This is a genomic window from Streptomyces sp. NPDC058051 (assembly GCF_042885475.1).
Lineage (GTDB): Bacteria > Actinomycetota > Actinomycetes > Streptomycetales > Streptomycetaceae > Streptomyces.
Genome location: NZ_JBHVRW010000002.1, coordinates 81,439 through 99,520, shown reverse-complemented (window position 1 = coordinate 99,520; position 18,082 = coordinate 81,439). Strand labels below are relative to the sequence as shown.

The 18,082-nt window shown below is 72.1% G+C and carries 14 protein-coding genes; 5 read left to right on the top strand and 9 right to left on the bottom strand.

The window, feature by feature from the left end; all coding sequences use genetic code 11:
• Positions 1-55 precede the first annotated feature (55 nt).
• Both ACFVUT_RS03935 and ACFVUT_RS03930 read left to right on the top strand, forming a co-directional pair.
• Positions 56-1,078 carry a phosphotransferase family protein gene (locus ACFVUT_RS03935; protein ID WP_389655089.1) on the top strand — a complete coding sequence of 341 codons (1,023 nt, stop codon included), beginning with the start codon at positions 56-58 and terminating at the stop codon, positions 1,076-1,078.
• 7 nt (positions 1,079-1,085) lie between these two features.
• A complete protein-coding gene (locus ACFVUT_RS03930; RefSeq protein WP_389655087.1) occupies positions 1,086-2,300 on the top strand; it encodes an acyl-CoA dehydrogenase family protein in 1,215 nt (404 codons plus the stop codon).
• Positions 2,301-2,468: 168 nt separating this feature from the next.
• Here ACFVUT_RS03930 and ACFVUT_RS03925 read toward each other — a convergent pair whose 3' ends face one another.
• From ACFVUT_RS03925 to ACFVUT_RS03905, 5 genes are all read right to left on the bottom strand, one after another.
• The gene (locus ACFVUT_RS03925; protein WP_389655085.1) at positions 2,469-7,130 is read right to left on the bottom strand and encodes a HEAT repeat domain-containing protein; all 4,662 of its coding nucleotides are present in this window, start codon (positions 7,128-7,130) and stop codon (positions 2,469-2,471) included.
• Between the two features lie 60 nt (positions 7,131-7,190).
• Positions 7,191-7,355 carry a hypothetical protein gene (locus ACFVUT_RS03920; RefSeq protein WP_389655083.1) on the bottom strand — a complete coding sequence of 55 codons (165 nt, stop codon included), beginning with the start codon at positions 7,353-7,355 and terminating at the stop codon, positions 7,191-7,193.
• Positions 7,356-7,468: 113 nt separating this feature from the next.
• A complete protein-coding gene (locus tag ACFVUT_RS03915) occupies positions 7,469-8,062 on the bottom strand; it encodes a TetR/AcrR family transcriptional regulator (RefSeq protein WP_389655081.1) in 594 nt (197 codons plus the stop codon).
• Between the two features lie 138 nt (positions 8,063-8,200).
• Positions 8,201-9,859 (bottom strand): class I adenylate-forming enzyme family protein, encoded by a 1,659-nt coding sequence (locus ACFVUT_RS03910; RefSeq protein ID WP_389655079.1) that lies wholly within the window; start codon positions 9,857-9,859, stop codon positions 8,201-8,203.
• A complete protein-coding gene (locus ACFVUT_RS03905; protein ID WP_389655077.1) occupies positions 9,856-10,620 on the bottom strand; it encodes an SDR family oxidoreductase in 765 nt (254 codons plus the stop codon). The genes ACFVUT_RS03910 and ACFVUT_RS03905 overlap by 4 nt, the downstream gene beginning before the upstream one ends.
• A gap of 185 nt (positions 10,621-10,805) precedes the next feature.
• On the opposite strand from ACFVUT_RS03905, the gene ACFVUT_RS03900 reads away from it, so the two are divergent.
• On the top strand, positions 10,806-12,083 hold the full coding sequence (locus tag ACFVUT_RS03900) for an exo-beta-N-acetylmuramidase NamZ domain-containing protein (protein ID WP_389655075.1): 1,278 nt from the start codon (positions 10,806-10,808) through the stop codon (positions 12,081-12,083).
• Between the two features lie 92 nt (positions 12,084-12,175).
• On the opposite strand, the gene ACFVUT_RS03895 is transcribed toward ACFVUT_RS03900, so the two are convergent.
• Positions 12,176-15,004: a penicillin acylase family protein gene (locus tag ACFVUT_RS03895; protein ID WP_389655073.1), complete on the bottom strand. Its 2,829-nt coding sequence runs from the start codon at positions 15,002-15,004 to the stop codon at positions 12,176-12,178.
• Between the two features lie 222 nt (positions 15,005-15,226).
• Here ACFVUT_RS03895 and ACFVUT_RS03890 point away from each other — a divergent pair, with 222 nt between their 5' ends.
• The gene (locus ACFVUT_RS03890; RefSeq protein ID WP_389655071.1) at positions 15,227-15,838 is read left to right on the top strand and encodes a hypothetical protein; all 612 of its coding nucleotides are present in this window, start codon (positions 15,227-15,229) and stop codon (positions 15,836-15,838) included.
• Positions 15,839-15,939: 101 nt separating this feature from the next.
• On the opposite strand, the gene soxR is transcribed toward ACFVUT_RS03890, so the two are convergent.
• Positions 15,940-16,413 carry a redox-sensitive transcriptional activator SoxR gene (gene soxR / locus ACFVUT_RS03885; RefSeq protein ID WP_389655069.1) on the bottom strand — a complete coding sequence of 158 codons (474 nt, stop codon included), beginning with the start codon at positions 16,411-16,413 and terminating at the stop codon, positions 15,940-15,942.
• Between the two features lie 133 nt (positions 16,414-16,546).
• Here soxR and ACFVUT_RS03880 point away from each other — a divergent pair, with 133 nt between their 5' ends.
• Positions 16,547-17,008, top strand: coding sequence for a MaoC family dehydratase (locus ACFVUT_RS03880; RefSeq protein ID WP_389655067.1), 462 nt, complete (start codon positions 16,547-16,549; stop codon positions 17,006-17,008).
• A 20-nt stretch (positions 17,009-17,028) separates the two neighbouring features.
• Here ACFVUT_RS03880 and ACFVUT_RS03875 read toward each other — a convergent pair whose 3' ends face one another.
• Together ACFVUT_RS03875 and ACFVUT_RS03870 are read right to left on the bottom strand one after the other, a co-directional pair.
• Entirely contained in the window at positions 17,029-17,652 is a 624-nt protein-coding gene (locus ACFVUT_RS03875; RefSeq protein WP_389655065.1) for a TetR/AcrR family transcriptional regulator, read from the bottom strand.
• Positions 17,653-17,734: 82 nt separating this feature from the next.
• Positions 17,735-18,025 (bottom strand): YiaA/YiaB family inner membrane protein, encoded by a 291-nt coding sequence (locus ACFVUT_RS03870; RefSeq protein WP_389655063.1) that lies wholly within the window; start codon positions 18,023-18,025, stop codon positions 17,735-17,737.
• Between the last annotated feature and the right edge of the window lie 57 nt (positions 18,026-18,082).

Sequence of the window (18,082 nt, the reverse complement as noted above, 5' to 3'; positions counted from 1 at the left end):
TACCGACTGGTCGGCATCATGAGCACGTCCGTCTTTCATCCCGGAGGTGCGCACGATGAGCCCAGTCCAACCACCAGGTCTCGACCTCGACCGGCTGCGCGGACATCTCGACCGCGCGCGTCCGGGTCTGGTGAACGGACCACTCGAAGCCCGCCTCATCGAGGGCGGCCGTTCGAATCTGACGTACGTCGTCACCGACGGCACCGGCCGCTGGGTGGTGCGCAGGCCGCCCCTCGGCCACGTACTGGCCACCGCACACGACATGAAGCGCGAACACCGGGTGATCAGCGCCCTGCATCCGACGGCTGTTCCGGTGCCCGAGCCGGTACTGCTCTGTGAGGACGACTCGGTGATCGGGTCGCCCTTCTACGTCATGGAGTTCGTCGAGGGCACCCCGTACCGCACGGCCGAGCAGCTCGCGCCGCTGGGCGCCGAACGCACGAACAAGGCGGTCCTCGGCCTCGTCGACACCCTCGTCGAGCTGCACGCCGTGGATCCCGAGTCCGTCGGGCTCGGCGACTTCGGACGCCCCGAGGGCTTCCTCGACCGGCAGCTGCGCCGGTGGGGCAAGCAGCTGGACGCCTCCCGCAACCGCGAACTGCCCGGCATCGACGAACTGCACGCCGCGCTCGGCCGCGACCTGCCGCTGTCCCCGGCGCCCACCGTCGTGCACGGCGACTACCGCCTGGACAACGTCCTGATCGGCTCCGACGACCGGATCAAGGCCGTGCTCGACTGGGAGATGTCGACGCTCGGCGACCCGCTGACCGACCTCGGCCTGCTGGTGATGTACAGCTCCGACCTCGGTCTGCCCGAGTCCCCGGTCTCCACCACCAGCGGCGCGGCCGGCCACCCCGCCCCCGCCGAACTGATCGCGCGCTATGCCGCCCGCTCCGGCCGGGACACCTCCGCCCTCTCCTGGTACACGGCGTTCGCCTGGTTCAAGCTCGCCGTGATCCTGGAGGGCATCCACTACCGCTACACCCTGGGACAGACCGTCGGCGCCGGCTTCGACCGCATCGGGGATCTTGTGCCCGTCTTCATCGAGCACGGCCTCACCACCCTCCAGGAAGGCTGATCACCCCATGGACTTCGCTTTCGACGCCCGCACCGAGGAACTGCGCGACAGGCTGCTCGCCTTCATGGACGAGCACGTCCTCCCGGCCGAGACGACCGCGCACGAACAGCGCGCGCTGCTGGTCTCGCCGTGGGACACCCCGCAGATCGTCGAGGACCTGAAGGCCGAGGCGCGGCGGCAGGGGCTGTGGAACCTTTTCCTTCCCGATGCCGGGTACGGTGCCGGGCTGACCAATCTCCAGTACGCCCCGCTTGCCGAAATCACCGGCCGGTCGCCGCAGTTGGCGCCGACGGCGCTCAACTGCGCGGCCCCGGACACAGGGAACATGGAGGTGCTGTTCCAGTTCGGCACGGACGGGCAGAAGAAGCAGTGGCTGGAACCGCTGCTCGCCGGTGAGATCCGCTCGGCGTTCGCGATGACGGAGCCCGAGGTGGCGTCGTCGGACGCGACCAACATCGAGACGCGTATCGTGCGCGACGGCGACGACTACGTCATCAACGGCCGCAAGTGGTACATCTCCGGGGCGATGAACCCGGACTGCCGGATCTTCATCGTGATGGGCAAGACCGACCCCGAGGGCGCCGACATCCGCCGCCAGCAGTCGATGATCCTGGTCCCCCGCGACACCCCCGGTCTCGAAGTGCGGCGCGCCATGCAGGTGTACGGCTACGAGGACCACTACCACGGCGGTCATGCCGAGGTCGTCCTGACGGACGTGCGGGTGCCCGCCGCGAACCTGATCGGCGAGGAGGGCGGCGGCTTCGCCATCGCCCAGGCGCGTCTGGGACCGGGCCGCATCCACCACTGCATGCGGCTGATCGGCATGGCGGAGCGGGCGATCGAGCTGATGTGCAGGCGGGCGGTGTCCCGTACGGCCTTCGGCAAGCCGCTCGCCCAGCAGGGCGTCGTGCAGAACTGGATCGCGGACGCCCGGGTCGCGGTGGAGCAACTGCGGCTGCTGGTCCTCAAGACGGCGTGGCTGATGGACACGGTGGGCAACCGGGGCGCGCACACGGAGATCCAGGCCATCAAGATCGCCACCCCGCGCGCGGTGGTCGACATCATCGACCGGGCGGTACAACTGCACGGCGCGGGCGGCGTCGGCCAGGACTTCCCGCTGGCGGAACTGTGGGCGGCGGCGCGGACGTTGCAGCTGGCAGACGGACCGGACGAAGTGCATCAGCGGTCGTTGGCCCGACGGGAGATGAAGCGGTACCTGTAGAACCCGGGCGGGCGGGCGGGCGGGCCGACGACCGGGCCCGGGGCGAAGGCGGGCCCCGGTCACCGGCGGGCGCCGGTCGTCGCCGGCGGGCCCGGTCGTCGGACCCGGGCACCGGGCGTCGGCGCCGGGTCCGGGCGTCGGCGCGGACTCCTGCCGGGCTGTCGGTCCTCAACCGCCGGACGGGCTTGCGTCCCCGATGCGGTCGAGCACGTCCGTGTAACGAGAACGTCTGTCGGGGCGGGCGTGGGCAGCAGATCTGCGCAGGGCGGGGATCGCCGCCGCGCCCATGGCGACGAGCCCCTCGGCCGCCGCCCGGCGCACGACGGGACGCGGGTGCCCGAGCAGGTCCGTCAGGGCGGGGATCGCGGGCTCCCAGCCGGCATGGCCGAGGGTTCGGATCGCCGTACGCAGCACATCCGGCCGCGGATCCTCCAGCAGGAGCACGGTGTGGCCCAGATACGTGCGCCGGTCCAGCACCGTCCGTGAGGTCCGGTGGGCGCGCAGGCGGACCTCGGCCCGGGGATCGGTGAGCAGCTCACCGATCAGATCGCGCACCGCGGGGTCGTCGACCGGGTCCGGGCCCGTGTGCGCCCCGGCCAGCTCCGTCAGGGCCCGGAGGGTCTGTTCCGTGGTGCCGGTCCGGGCCCGGTCCAGCAGGTCCCGCCGGGACGGACGGGGCGCAGCTGTGCCGGGTGCGGCCGGTGCGCGGTCGCGGAGTGCCGCCAGCGCCGCCGCGTCCTGTTGTGCGGCTTCCGGACCGCGCAGCGGGCCCTCCACGAGAAGAAGCCGGTCCGCGAGGTCGTCGCGCCCTTCGGCGCGCAGCCGTCGGCGCGTGTGCGTCAGGGCGGGGGTGCGCAGGAGCCGGCGGCCGAGAAGCAGGTCGAGGAAGCCCCACTGTCCTGCGTCGAGCCGGTCGCCGAGCAGGCGCGCGAGGGCGTCGGCGGGGTGGCTGCGCAGTGCGGCGCCGACGGCCGGGCCGACGGCGGGCGGGGCGTGCTCCCACCACTCCAGCAGCAGCGGCACGAGCGGTTCCAGGGCCGACGGGGTGAGCTTCGAGGCCAGGAGCGCCACTCGGTCGTGCAGGATGTCGCCGCCCCTGAGTTCCGTCGCGTCGAGGGCGCCCAGGACATCGGCCAGATCCCGGCCGGCCGGCAGGTCGATGTGTCCGCGGAGGTACGCGCGGAGCACCGGCAGCCGGGCCCCGGGCTCCGGCCAGCGCACCAGCGCCGCGGCTGCGGTCCTCCTGCGTTCCGGGACGGGCGATTCCAGCATGGACAGCAGGCGCTCCCGCTGGGCCGCCGAGCGGGGCTGGTCGAGGTCGTCGAGCCGGACGTGCCGTGGCGGGCGTGCCGGTGCGTGGGCGGTCTCGGTGAGGGTCCAAGGCGGCGCGTCGAGCGGCTGAAGAAGCGTCATCCAGTCGAGCAGGGCGGCCCGGAGCTCGGCGTTCGCGCCGGGGTGGACCTCGATCAACGCGTTCAACCGGTCCCGCGAGCCGACCGTGCCGTCGTCCTGCCGACGGAACTCCGCCAGCGGGCCCGGCGCACGCGCCGCGCCGCCCAGCGCCGCCCGCCAGGCCCGGGCCTCGGCGGAGTCGGGGGCCGCGGCGGGTTCCGGAACCGCGAACGCCTCCCGCAGCACGGCGGACCCGGCCCGCCAAGGGTCGGCGCCGAGCCGGGCCGAGGCGAGTGCCTGGTCGAGGTCGGCGCGGACCAGCACCGCGCCGAGGCGGCGCAGCAGCGTCAGCGTGGACCGGTTCGGGGCCGCGGATGCCGGACGCAACGCCCGTACCGCGGCGGCGACGGCCGGCCTGGCCGCGGCCGACAGCATCGGCGCGACCTCTTCGAGCACCGCGATCAGGTCGTGCCGGGTCTCGTCGCGGGCGTCGGCGAGCGCGGCGAGCAGGACCCCGGTGCTCCGGGCGAACGTCGTCAGCTCGGCGGCCGACCGGGGCGCGGGGCAGACGCGCAGCGCGAACCGCACCACCGTGTCCCGGTGCGCGGGCCGGGCGTCGGCCAGGCGGAGCCAGTCGGCGAGCATCGGCCGCAGCCCGGCCGCCCCGTCGGGGTGGAGCGGCTCGTCCCGCTCGGCCACGCGCAGCGCGACCGAGGGGTTCCAGCCCGCGATCAGCAGCGCGGTGACGTCGCGGTCCGCCGCTCCGTGGGCCGACGACCGGGGCACGGCAGCCGACGGGCCCGTCCCGTGCCTGGCCAGGGGCACCACCAGATCTCCCACGTCCCCGGAGGCCAGAGAGATCCGGCCCTCCGCCACCAGGGACAGCAGCGGGACCGCCACCGGTGACGCCTGGTCGTCCAGGGCCAGGAGCGAAGGCGCCGCGAGGGCGCCGTCGAGCCCCTCCAGGAGCAGCCTCCGGGTGCGGGCGTCCCGGCTGTGCTCGGCGGCTGCCAGCAGTGTCGCCGCGCAGGCGTCGCCGAGGACGGCGCGCAGGGCCGCGAGGAGCGTGCGGCGCAGGCCGGGGTTGTCGTGGTGGCCGAGCCAGAAGAGCAGCTTGGGCACGGCCGCCGGGGTGCCCGCGCGGACCAGCGCCTCGGCCGCGGTCTTCTTGATGTTCATGTTCGGACGGTCGAGACATGCGGCGATCGCGGCGCTTGCCCAGTGGGCCCGTGCGTGGCCCAGGGCGAGCAGGGCCTGCCGGACGGTCTGGATGTCCTGGGCCGCGGTCAGCGCGATCAGGGTCGCCGACAGTGCCTGTGCGTCCTCGCCCGTGGCGTCGCGGGCGAGGAGGGCGATGACCTGCTTGCGCACCTGCCGGTCGCGGTGCCGCAGCAAGCGGTGCACCCGGGCGCGGGTGCCCTTCCACGGGGCCCTGAGCAGCAGTTCGAGCAGCATCGCCTGCTCGGGTCCGGACAGCCCCGGCCGGTCCAGCAGGTCCAGTGCCGTGGTCGCGAGGAGTGCGTGGCCCGCCTCTCGCGCGTCCGCCGCGTCGAGCAGGCAGACCGGGCGGATCGCCCCTCGCTCGTACAGTCGGCGCCCCAACGCGTCTACGGCGTCGAGGACCTCCTGAGGCACCACGGGCTCACCGCTCGGCTGCCCGGGATGCCGCTCGTACGACGCCGGCCGTTCCCTCGTCCCCGAGCGCTCCCGCGTCCCCGGCCGTTCCCGCATTCCCGGCCGCTCGTACGACGCCGACTGGTCGGCCACGACGCGCAGCAGCAGGTCGGCGATGGCCGGAAGGCTGCCGGCGGCGCCGTGGGCGGCGAGCCGGCACAGGGCCGCCACCGGCTCGTCCGGGTCGAGATGCGAGCTCAGCAGCGCCAGTTCCCGCTCGTCCGGGCCGCCGAGATCCGCCGCGATGCGCGTCGGCAGGTCGATGGGGTCGAGCCGTTCGAGGAGGGTGCGCCGGTGCTCCGGATCGCGGTTCAGCAGCCACAGCAGTTCGAGCGCCTGGTTCCGTACGGCGTACGGCCAGGGCGCGGGCGTCTTCGCGGTGAGTCCGAGTCCTTCTCGCAGAGCCCGTACCGTGCGCTGTCCGCCGATGGCCTCCAGAGCCCGCAGGGCCGAGGCGGGCACCATGGGCAGCAGAGCGATCACGGCGTCCTCGGCATCGGCGTGGCGCAGTTCGCGGATCGCCTCCAGGAACGGACCGGGGGCCGGAGCGGAGGGGAGTACGCGGGTGATCGCGTCCCCGATCGGCAGCTCGGCGGCCCCCTGTCCGGCCAGAGCCACCAGCAGGGCGAGCCGCCTCGGCCAGTGCGGATCATCGGCGGTCACGTCCGTCAGTATCCGGAGCATCTCGTTCCGGCAGGTGAACAGGATCGTCGCGACCTCGCGGGCCGGAATCGAGTGATCGGCCAGGGCGAGCGCCACGACGGCCGCCACGTCCGGGGCGCCGACGAAGTGCCCACGCCGGTGGAGCCCGCGCAGGCAGGCCACCGCCGGCCCGGCGAGCAGCAGCGGATCGCGTGCGGCGACGGCCGTGAGTCCACCGATGTCGTCCCGGCCCGCCAGAGCGCCGAGCAGTTGCATGGCCCGGCGGCGAAGGCCCGGCGGAAGATCCGTGTCGTCGATGATCCGCCGCAGCTGGTCCCCGTGGCCGTGGCGGGCGGCGGTTTCGAGGGCCGCGTCGGCCACGACAGGCCGCGACCGCACCGAGCTCGCGGCGAGAAACGGTGCGAGGCGTCCCGGCGGCAGCGGCTCCATCGCCGCCCACGGCAAGGCGAGTTCGGCCAGCGCCCCGGCGACGACCGGGTCGTCGTCGGCGCCGAGCAGGCCGATCAGGTCGTCACGGACGAGAGCGGGAGCCAGCAGCCCGGCGTGCAGCCCCTGCCGCGCGAGCCGCAGCGCCTCGGCGCGCAGGACCGGGTCGCCGCTGCCCGCCAGTTCGTCGACCAGGCACGCCGGTCGGTGCGTGCCGGTGATGCGCGTCTCCCGTACGGCCTGGTAAAGGAGTTCGCCCGGGGCTTCGGTACGGATCACCGCCGGTTCGTCGAGGAGTTCGGCGCGCAGCCACGCGGTCCTCACCCGCGCGGGCAGCCCGGCCGTGCGCCATGCCGGGCGTGGACGGCCCCGGAGATGCGGGCCGAGCCGCTCGTGGAGCCGCGCCAGGAGGAGGTCCGCCTCCGGCGGCCCCGTCAGCGCTTCGGGCAGCAGCCCGGCGAGTTCGGCCCTCTCCGCGTCGTCGTACGGGCCTGTGTCCGCGAGCCGCTCGGCGAGCAGGGCCAGCCCGGTGTGGCGCAGGGCGGGGTCCTCGTGCCGGATCAGGCGACCGAGGGGCGCCGGTGAGCAGTCCCGCACATCAAGGAGGGCGGACAGCCGTCCGGCGTCGGCCCGGCGTACGGCGTCGTGGATCTGTTCCTCGTCGTGCGTCGTCACCGTCGGATGCTAGCCGGGGCGTTCGCGGCGCCACCAACGGTTTGCGCCCCGCGGTCCGCTTCAGTAACCACCGAACGGCACGTGATCCGCAAGCGCCAGCTCGCGCACGAAGGCCCTCGCACGCAGCAGGCACCGGGCGACCAGGCGGACGGCCGATGTGTGGCGTGGACCGTAGGCCGCGGCCCAGAGGGCGGGGATGTGCGAGGACGGCTGGATATGAGTCATATATCCAGCTTCGGTCCGGAGCGGCGGTCGGTCCAACAGAGCTGCTCACCGATCCCGTACGCGCCGGTATCCGCGTGGCGACCGTGCCGCGGCAGATCGGCGGGGAGGCCGGATCAGGGACGCAGGGCGCGCAGCAGCAGGTCCGCCAGATGGTCGGCGACCTCCTGCTGGCTGAGGGGGCCGTCGGGCCGGTACCAGGTGGACAGATGGTGGACCGAGCCGAAGTGGTAGTCGACGATCAGGTCCGCCGGGGTGGCCGTGGAGAACACCCCACCACGCTGCCCCTCTTCCACCAGGGCCCGGAAGCGCTCGTGGTAGCGGCGCCGCTCCACCCGTACCTGCTTGTTCTTCTCCGGGCTGAGGTGGTGCATCGACCGGAAGAAGATAGAGGCGTCGTCCAGGTTCTGGATGGTCGTGACGACCACGTCCGCGGCGGCGTCGCGCAGTCGCTGCTCGACCGGGGCGTCCGCGCCGGCGAAGGCGTCGAGTCGCTCCTGCTGGAGCCGGAGCACCCGGGCGTAGACCTCCTGGAGAAGGTCCTCCTTGGAGCCGAAGTAGTGGTACAGCGCGCCCTTGGTGACGCCCGCGGCCTCGACGATCTCCTGGACCGAGGTGCGGTCGTACCCCCGTTCGGCGAAGAGCCGGGTGGCGGCGGCCAGCAGCCGCTGGGGAACGGGCGCCGTGTCCCCGTCCGTCGCCTTGGCCATTGCCGCCACCTTCCTTCCGTACCGTGCGTGAATCCGTGCAGTGTGTGAATCCGTGCAGTGTGTGAATCCGTGGAGTGCGTGCATCCGTGGACTGCGTGCATCCGTGGACTGCGTGCATCCGTGGACTGCGTGAACGCTCTACCGGGGTGAACGCAGTTCCCGCCTGAGGATCTTCCCACTCGCCGTCTTCGGCAGTTCCGCCAGGATCTCGACCTCGCGCGGGTACTTGTACGCGGCGAGCCGTTCCTTGCAGTACGCCGCCAGTTCCCCGGGGGCGACGGAGGTGCCCGGCCGCAGGCTGACGTAGGCGCGGACGGTCTCGCCGCGGTAGGCGTCGGGGACGCCGACGACGGCCGCCTCCCGGACCGCCGGGTGGGTGTAGAGGACGTCCTCCACCTCGCGCGGCCACACCTTGAAGCCGGAGGCGTTGATCATGTCCTTCTTGCGGTCGACGACGTAGAGCCAGCCCTCGCGGTCCATGAAGCCGATGTCGCCGGTGCGCAGCTCGCCGTCCGGGAAGGCCGTGGCCGTGGCCTTTGGCAGCCGCCAGTAGCCGGAGACGACCTGCGGTCCGCGCACCGCGATCTCGCCCTGCTCGCCGAAGGGCACCTCGTCGCCGTTCTCGTCGAGGATCCTGACCACCGTGTCGGGGCCGGGGACGCCGACGGAGAGCGTCCCGGAGACGGGGTCGACGGGGGCTTCGCGCTCCGGCGGCACGGAGGCGCAGGGGGCCGTGCACTCGGTGAGGCCGTAGCCGTTGCGGATGTACGGACCGAAGCCCGTGCGGAACTTCTCGACGAGCGCGGGCGGCAGCGGTGCGCCGCCGGAGGAGATCACCTGGAAGGAGGAGAAGTGCTCGGGGGTGACTCCGGGGTGGGCGGCCAGGGCCATGAAGGCGGTCGACGGGCCCACGGTGTAGGCGGGGCGGTGTTCGGCGAAGGCTTCGAGGACGACGCCCGGGTGGAAGCGGTACGCGAGGACGAGGGTGCCCGCGTTGGTGAGGCAGGCGGCCAGCTGGCACACCATGCCGGTGATGTGGAAGAGCGGGGCGAGGGCGAAGTAGGCGGAGCCCTCGGCGATGGGGTGCCCGGCCCGCTGGCGCTCGGCGTTGACCATGATGTTGCCGTGGGAGTTCATGGCGCCCTTGGGGGTGCCGCTGGTCCCGGACGTGTAGCTGATCAACGCCACGTCGGCGGAGGAGAGTTCGCATCCCCGGGGAGCCTTCAGGCCCTGCCGGGCGACGGCGACCAGGTCGTCGGCGTCCTCGGGGACGGGCAGCCGCTCGAAGCCCAGGACGCGGGCGTCGTTCTGCGTCTGGAGGTCCAGCTCACTGGTGGTGAGCGCGATCCGTACGGTCGGGGCCTGCGCCGCGGTGTCCCGCAGATACGCCTCCCAGGCCCGGTCCGCGCAGATCAGCGCGGCGACCTCGGCGTCCTTCAGGACATGGCCGACCTCGCCCGACTTGTACATCGGGTTGAGCGGGACCACGGTCGCGCCGGCCTTCCAGGCGCCGAGCAGCGCGAGCACGAACTGCGGGCTGTTCTGCAGCATGATCGCGACGCGGTCGCCGCGCACGAGGCCCCGGGCCGCGAGGTGTCCGGCCACCGAGTCCGAGAGCGCGTCGGTCTCGTGGTAGCTCAGACGGCCGTCGAAGTAGGCGAGTGCCGGATGCCCGGGGCTGCGTCCGGCGGAGGCGCGGAAGGCGTGGACCAGGGTTTCGGCTGGGCTGACGGGTGCTCGCTGGGCCTCGCTGAGCAGGGAGATCCAGGGCTTGGCCGCGTAGATGGACTCGGTCATGCGCCGGTCGCCTCCCACTTCCGCTGAAGGTGGTTCACACTGCCGAGCCAGTGGTCGGTGTCCTTGGCGCGGGCCCGGTAGTAGCCGGCGACCTCGGGGTGCGGCAGGACGAGGAAGCGGTCCTCGGCCATGGCGTCGAAGAGCGCGTCGGCGACCGCGTCGGGCTCGATGGCACCGGGGACGAGGACGAGTTCGCCGGCCGATCCTGCGGCGGTGAGCATGTCCGTACGCACGCCCTGCGGGCAGATCGCGTGGACCTTGATTCCGCGGTGGCGGTAGGTCAGCGAGAGCCATTCGGCGAAGGCGACGGCGCCGTGCTTGGTGACGCTGTACGGGGCGGCGCCGATCATCGTCAGCAGTCCGGCGGCGGAGGCGGTCGAGACGAAGCGTCCGCTGCCGCGCTCCAGCCAGTCGGGCAGCAGCGCCCTGGCCGCCCGGACGTGGGCCATCACGTTGACGTCCCAGGCGGCGGCCCAGACCTCTTCGCCGGCGAGGACGTCACCGGGCGAGGCGAGGCCCGCGTTGGCGCAGTAGATGTCGACGGTGCCGTCCAGCGCGTCGCGGGCGGCCTCCACGATCCGCGAGGCGTCACCGGCGACGGGGACGGCGCCGATCTCCTCGGCCAGCGGCTTGATCCCGGCCTCGTCGAGGTCGTTGACCACGACCCGCGCGCCTTCCGCGGCGAACCGGCGGGCCAGGGCGGCTCCGATGCCTCCCCCGGCCCCTGTGACCACTACGCCCGCGCCCTGCACCGTACTCATAGGGTTCTGCCCCTCTCAGCCGACTTCCCCAGCAGACTAACCAGTCGGTATGTCGTAGTGGAAGAGGTTGACACCGCCCGGGCGTCACTCCGGCCACAACCGTCACCCCCAGCTCATTCCGTAGCGGCTGCACGCGCGCTAGCGTGCGTGCCCATGACAGTCGTCGCGATCATGGAGGTAGCTGAATGAGCCTGTCCAGACGTGGTTTGCTGGCCGCCGGCGGTGCGGTGGGGGCCCTCGCGGCAACGGCCGCGGGCACCGGGGTCTCGACGGCCGCTCCCGCATCCGGCCAGGGGCGGGGCAAGGGGCACGCCCGGGTCCGTACCGGCTTCGACCGGCTGGCGGCGGACGGCTACGCGCTGCTGAAGGGGCAGAAGGTCGGGGTCGTCACCAACCCCACCGGGATCACGTCCGACGTGCGCCACATCGTCGACGTGATGCACCCGGACGACCGGGTGGACCTGATCGCCGTCTTCGGGCCGGAGCACGGTTTCCGGGGCACCGCGCAGGCGGGCGGTTCGGAGGGACGGTACGACGACCCGGCGACCGGTCTCCCGGTCTACGACACGTACCTGAAGAGCGGGCAGCCGCTCGCCGACGTCTTCACCGCGTCCGGTGTGGACACGGTCGTCTTCGACATCCAGGACGCGGGCGCCCGCTTCTACACGTACATCTGGACGTTGTACGACTGCATGGAGGCGGCGGCTCTCGCGGGCAAGCGCTTCGTCGTCCTGGACCGGCCGAACCCGGTGACGGGGCGGGCGGCGCTCGGACCGGTGCTCGACCCGGCGTTCGGCACGTTCGTGGGCCGCCGTGAGATCGCGCAGGCGCACGGCATGACGGTCACCGAGCTGGCGCTGCTCTTCAACGCGGAGTTCCTGGCCGAGCGGCCGGTGGACCTGCGCATCGTGACGATGTCCGGGTGGAAGCGCGCGGACTTCTTCGACACGACCGGGCTGCCGTGGGTGCCGCCGAGCCCCAACATGCCGACGCCGGACACGGCGCTGGTCTACTCGGGGACCTGCCTGTTCGAGGGCACGAACCTCTCCGAGGGGCGCGGCACCACCCGGCCGTTCGAACTGCTCGGCGCGGAGGGCATCGACCACCGGTGGGCGGAGGCGGCGAACGCACTCGGTCTGCCGGGGGTCGCGTTCCGCGAGGCCTACTTCGCGCCGACGTTCTCCAAGTTCCAGGGGAAGACGGTCGGCGGGGTACAGCTGCACGTCCAGGACCGCGAGGTCTTCGATCCGGTACGCACGGGGATCGCGCTGCTGGTGACGGCGAAGCGGACCTGGAGCGGCTTCGAGTGGCGCTCGGACAACTGGATCGACAAGCTCACCGGCAACACGCGGGTCCGCACCCTGATCGACGCGGGTGCGGACACGGACGAGGTCGTGGGCGCGTGGGCCAAGGACCTCGCCTCGTTCCGGGCCGTCCGCAAGAGGTACCTGCAGTACCGGTGAGGCGGGCCGGCCGGGCCCGGGGATCGGGCCCGCCCGGCGCACCGGCCGGTGTCCTCCGGCGCCGGACGGGCCGAAGGACACGACACGGCCTCCTACCGGTGGGCGGGGAACTCCACCACCTGCTGGTACGTCGGGCGGTTCTGCCAGTGGATCGCCTTCTGGCTGATGCCGCCCAGCGCGCGGTGGATGATCGAGTCCGTGCACCACTGCTCGCCGGCCCCGCAGTTGTCGTCAGCGGGGTAGACCTCGGTGACCGCCGCGGACGCCGCCTGCTCCAGGGAGGCGAGCAGCGTGTCCCGGCAGTCGGCCAGATCCCCGTTCCCGCAGTACGTCCTGGCGAGCGGGCCCTTCACCTGCTGCCCCAGGACCTGGCGCAGGTCCTTGTCCACGAAGCCCCACCAGCCGTACTGGAACGCCGAACCGCTGTGCGCCCCGCTCGGTCCGTGACTGGCCGCCGGTGACTCGTCCGTGGCGAGGTTCGCGGTCAGCGCCTCGTACAGGCTGTCGCCGAGCCCCGGCGCGAACTCGGCCTCCACCAGCTTCGGCCACCACGCGTCCATGATCCGTACCGCGTCGGCATGGGTGTACGTGTGGGATCCGGGGCTGCTCTCCTTCCGCTGCGATCCTGACGCCCGCCAGGACTCCAACTGCTGGACGACACCGTTCAGTTCGGGATCGGTGACGGGGCTGGTGCGGATCACCTTCAGCAGTTCGGGCAGCAGTTGCTCACCGCGCAGATCGGTGAGGGCGGCCTCGGCCATCGCCCGGGTGAGGGAGGCGCGGGTCACACCGCCCTCCTCGACCAGCTTCGCCACCCGCTGGTCCAGGAGGTCGGCCCGGTGCACGGCACTGAGGCCGAAGCCCGCCGAGGCGTACCCCTGCGCCTGCTTGTTGTTCCAGGAGACGTAGTAGTCCTGGCCGCTGGAGTGCGGGTGCTCGGCGAACGGGGTGTACTCGGCGGTGTTGGCGGCCGGGTCGTACCCCTTCCACTCGTAGGCCGGTTCGGCCTTCACGGGCAGCGCCGGATCGACACCCGCCGCGCGCACCGGGTTCATTCCGCTGTTGTAGTACGCGGTGGTGCGGGAGTCGGCGTAGAACCAGTTGAAGGCGTAGTCGATATGGCTCGCCGCCTGTTGGAACGAGGCGGCGTCCTTGACCTGGTCCGGGTCGTTGAGCATCTGGAAGCCGATGATCGAGTCGGCCTCGTGGCGGTAGGTGGTCCGCAGCGAGGTGTACGCGACGGGCTTGCCGCCCACGGTGGCGCGGTGGGTGACGATGCCGTAGCCGGTACGCCTGACCTGCATCCGGTAGGAGCCCTTCGCCGTGGAGTCGGCGACGGTCGGCTTCCAGGAGTTGGTGCGCTCCAGGGTGTCCATGGCGGTGCACGTGCCGCGGTAGAGGTAGTACGTGGAGTCCTTGGTGGGCGCGGAGCCGTCGGGCTCGCACAGGTCGACGGCGTAGGTGTCGGTGATGTCCTGGCCGGCCGACGTGGCGCTCCAGGCGTAGTCCTGGCCGCGGCCCATCTGGACGTACATGCCGACGCCGGCGAAGGAGACCCCGCGGGCGCTGATGCCGGGGCCCTGGAGTTCCTGGAGCATCATCAGCTGTGGGGCGAAGTAGCCGGTCTGCGGGCCGAACACGGCGACCGGATTGCCGCTCGCCGTGTGCGCGCCGGAGACCAGCAGGGCGTTGGACATCCCGCGCTTCTGGGCGCCGGAGCCGGAGCCGGGCAGCGCACCCTCGGGGATGACGCCGTCGTCGTAGATGCCCTGGGCCCTCTTGAGCGCGGCCGGGGCCTTGACCGGGGTCTTCCGGTCGGTGCCCGCTGAGCCCGTGCGGTCGTAGATCAATGGTTCGGCCGTGACGGAGCCGCTGTCGGGCAGTGCGGTGCCGCGGGCCGACGCGGGCTTGCCCGCGTAGGGGAACGAGGTGCCGTCGTGGATCGTCAGCACGGCCTCGGGGTCGTTGCGCTGCCGGAACGACTCCCAGACCTGGGTGCCTTCGGCGACGCCGTACTTCTGCTGGGCGGCGAGCAGCGAGAGCGCCGCCTGCACCTCACCGCCGCCACCGCCGCCGAACTGACCGCCCACGACGGAGGCGATCGAGATCAGGTCGGTCAGCTTGAACGGATCGATCTCCCCGACGTTGGTGACGGCGTCGATCTTTCCGGTGAGCACGTACTCACCGGGGAAGTAGCGGCCCTTCTTCGATTTCTCGCGGTACGCGTTGATGCCGTCGACATACGCCTGGGCATCCGCCATCGCCTGCTCGCCGCGGGCGCCCTCGTGGGTCCTGATGTACTCGACCTGGGCTTCGAGATCGCCCTCGGTGTACGGGGCCTGCGGCCAGAACTGCTGCTCCAGGCCCTGGTTGGCGAGTGCGCCGCCCGCGAACGAGGTCAGTTCGCCGCGCCCGATGTGCCGGAAGAGATCCATCAGCCACAACCGGTCCTGGCCGGCCGCGAATCCGGCGCCGAACTCCGTGCCGTAACGGGTGGTGCCCTTGATGTGCGGGACACCGGACGCCTTGTCGCGGGTGATGGTGACGTCGTCGCGCGGCGTGGTGACGGACTCGACCTGATCCTCGGGCACGCCGAACGAGGCGTCGTTGAAGAAGTCGGTCAGCTTCTGGTCGGTGAGACCCGTGTGCCCGGCCACCAGACTGTCGTAGCGGTCGAGTTGGTCGTCGCTGTGGGCGGGGTGCGTGCCGAACGCCTTGTTGCCGAGGATCTCGACGAGGGTGGCGTTGCCGTTCTCGCCGGGTGGCAGGATGTCGTCGCACTGCCCCTGGCAGTAGTCGGCGACGGGGACGGGTTCCGCGGCCGCGGCGCGGTACTGCGGCGAGGCCGCCAGCAGGGTGGTACCGAGTGCGAGGACCGCCGCGACGGTGGCGGCTCTGAACGTGACGGTGCGTGGGGGCATGCGTGCTCCTCCGAGAGGCCGATGCGCGGGAGGTTACTGGCGGTACGACCCGTCGGTAAGATGAGCATCAGTCACCTTTCCCGAATCGTCACATGCCCTCGCACCCGGCCTGACAGCCGATCATCTCGAATTCCGGACAACATCCGTGCTGATGGATCCTCTTCGGGCCGCCGTACGTCTATTCATCGACGCCGAAGCACGAGCGACGGAGGTGGCGGCGCAGTGGCCGGATTCCGGAGTCTTGCGAGACAGGTCCGCGACCCGCGGGCCGACCTGGCACTGCGGCGGTATTCGCTGCGCAAGTGCCTGGAGAGGTTCGCCCCTTACGGGCATCGGGCAACCTGGGACCATCTGTGCGCCCGCCACGGGATCGGACCCGAGGACCGGTCCCCCGATCCGGTGCGACTGGTGCGCGCACTGGACGAACTGGAGGCGGCGCGCTCGGTCTGGCTCCGCTACGAGGCGGGGTTCGCCGAGCGGCGCAGGCGTGAGAAGCACGACGGGCTGCGCCGGCCGGGCACGTTCGACGACTGGCACCGGCGCACCTGGGGCGGCAACGGGGTCGTGCGCTGCGAGGATCCGGGGGTCCACCCCTCGGCACCGCTGGCGGAGGCCCTCAGCCGCCTGATCGCCGCCCTGGAGTCATCGCCGGGCACGGTCTGCCCGGTGTGCGAGGGAGCCGAGATCGCCTGGCGGCACGACCTGGAGTGCGAGCCGTGGTCGGGGCCGGTCTGCACGGGGTGCGGGATCGTGGTGCCGCAGCCGGTGCTCACCCCGGGGGCGCTGGCCCGGGCCCGGAACACGGAGCACCGGGACCTGGCATCCGCCGCGTGACGGACAGCGGCTGTGCGCCGCCCGCCCGGCACCGGGCAGGCGTGCGGGCATGCCGGGCAGGCGTGCGGGCATGCCGGGCAGGCGGGCAGCCGCACCACGATCTACCGGCAGTCGGCCGACGGCCGCTCCGGCATCAGACGCGAGCCGCTGATCCGCCGGCCTGAAATGTCGTCCGGGTTGGAGAGCACGCAGTTCTCCAACGACAGGCAGCCGCAGCCGATGCAGTCGGTGAGATGGTCCCGCAGCCGGCCCAACCGCTCGATGCGCTCGTCCAGTTCGGTACGCCATGCCGCGGAGAGCCGCGCCCAGTCATCACGGTTCGGGGTGCGCTCCTCGGGGAGTTCCGCGAGGGCTTCCCGGATGGTGGCGAGCGGGATACCGACCCGCTGCGCCGCACGGACGAACGCGACCCTGCGCAGAGCGTCCCTGGTGTAGCGGCGCTGGTTGCCGCTGGTGCGGCGGCTGCTGATCAGGCCCTTGGCCTCGTAGAAGTGCAGGGCCGAAACGGCGGCGCCGCTGCGTGCGGAGAGCTGGCCGACCGTGAGTTCATGGAGTGTCTGTGGGATCTGGGGCACCCCTCCGATCCTACGTGTCCACCCCCCGGCCAGTCCGTCGTTGACAGGAACGCACCCGCCAACCATGCTGAGCAAGCGCTTAGAAACTAGGCGGGACGGATGGTCGAGAGCGGGAAGGGCAGGGACCAGGGACATGGCAGAGCCGAGAATCTTCACGTCCGCACAGGAGCTGCGCGACGAGGTGGGCGAGCAGCTGGGTCACAGCGAGTGGCTGGAGATCGAGCAGAAGAGGATCGACCTCTTCGCCGAGGCCACCGGGGACCACCAGTGGATCCATGTGGACCCGGAGCGGGCCGCTGCCGGGCCGTTCGGCACGACGATCGCGCACGGCTACCTCACGCTCTCGCTGCTGCCGGCGCTCGTGCCGCAGGTCATGCGGGTCGAGGGCATGAAGATGGGCATCAACTACGGGACGAACAAGGTCCGCTTCCCCTCCACCGTGCCCGTGGGATCACGCGTGCGCGCGACGGCCGTCCTGAAGAACGTCGAGGAGGCGGGGGGCGGCGTGCAGGTGACCGCCCTCGTCACGGTCGAGCGCGAGGGCGGCGACAAGCCGGTGTGCGTGGCCGAATCGGTGTCGCGCTACTACTTCTGACGGCCGGCCCCACGCCCGCGCTACCGCGGGGCGGCGACCATGCGCAGCACGAGGTCGGCGTACAGCTCGCCGACCTCGTCCGGCGTCCGGCTGCCCCGCGCGTTGAACCAGCGCGCCACGTCGATGCAGAGGGAGAGAACCGCCAGCGTCGTGCCCGGGACGTCGGGGACGTCGAACTCCCCCGCCCGCACCCCCTCGCCGATGATCCGGCGCACCACCGCGTCGCTCCGGCGGCGCAGCTCGACGATCTCGGCCCGGTGCTCCTCGCTCAGGGCATCGAGCTCGTACTGGACCACGCGGGCCGTGGTGTGCCGTTCGGCGTGCCAGCGCACGAAGGACCGCACGGCCTCGGCCAGCCGCTCGGCGGACGTGCCCCCGCCGTCGGCGGCGGCCTCCAGGACGAACAGGGCGCGGTCGTGACCGATCCGGCTGATCCGGTGGAGCAGCTCTTCCTTCGTCTTGTAGTGGATGTAGAGCGCGGCGGGACTCATTCCCGCCCGGCCGGCGATGTCACGGGTGGTGGTGGCGTGGTACCCGCGCTCGGCGAAGGCGTCGACGGCGGCGACGAGGAGCCGCCTGGCCGCCTCGGGCGTCACCTCGGCCCACGGCTCACCGTCACCGTGGGTCTCCTCCGCCGTGCTCATCGTCACTCGCCCCTCTCGCCGGCAGGACGAACACCATACCGCGAACCTGAGCAAGCGCTTAGAGCCCGTCCGGGCGGGGCCGTCAGAGCTTCTGGAAGGGGTCGTGCTCGGCGAGGATCTTCTCCAGCCGGGCCTGGTCGACGCGACTGGCGATCCGCCCTTCCTCCTGGCGGTCGCGGATGACCTTGGCCAGGGTGAAGCAGGAAGTGACGAGGTAGAGGACGCCGATCGCGAGGAATCCGCGAACCCAGGCGTCGGCGTCCAGGAAGAAGATGCCGAGAGCCACCGCGGCCATCGCCGCCCCGAAGGACGCGACGGCCTGACCGTAGAAGGCCGCGGTGCTCTGCTGCTTGACCGATGCTGTCTCACTCATGGCGCCCAGCTTCGGCCGACGGGGCGGGCACCGCATCCGCCCGCGTACTCAGTCCGG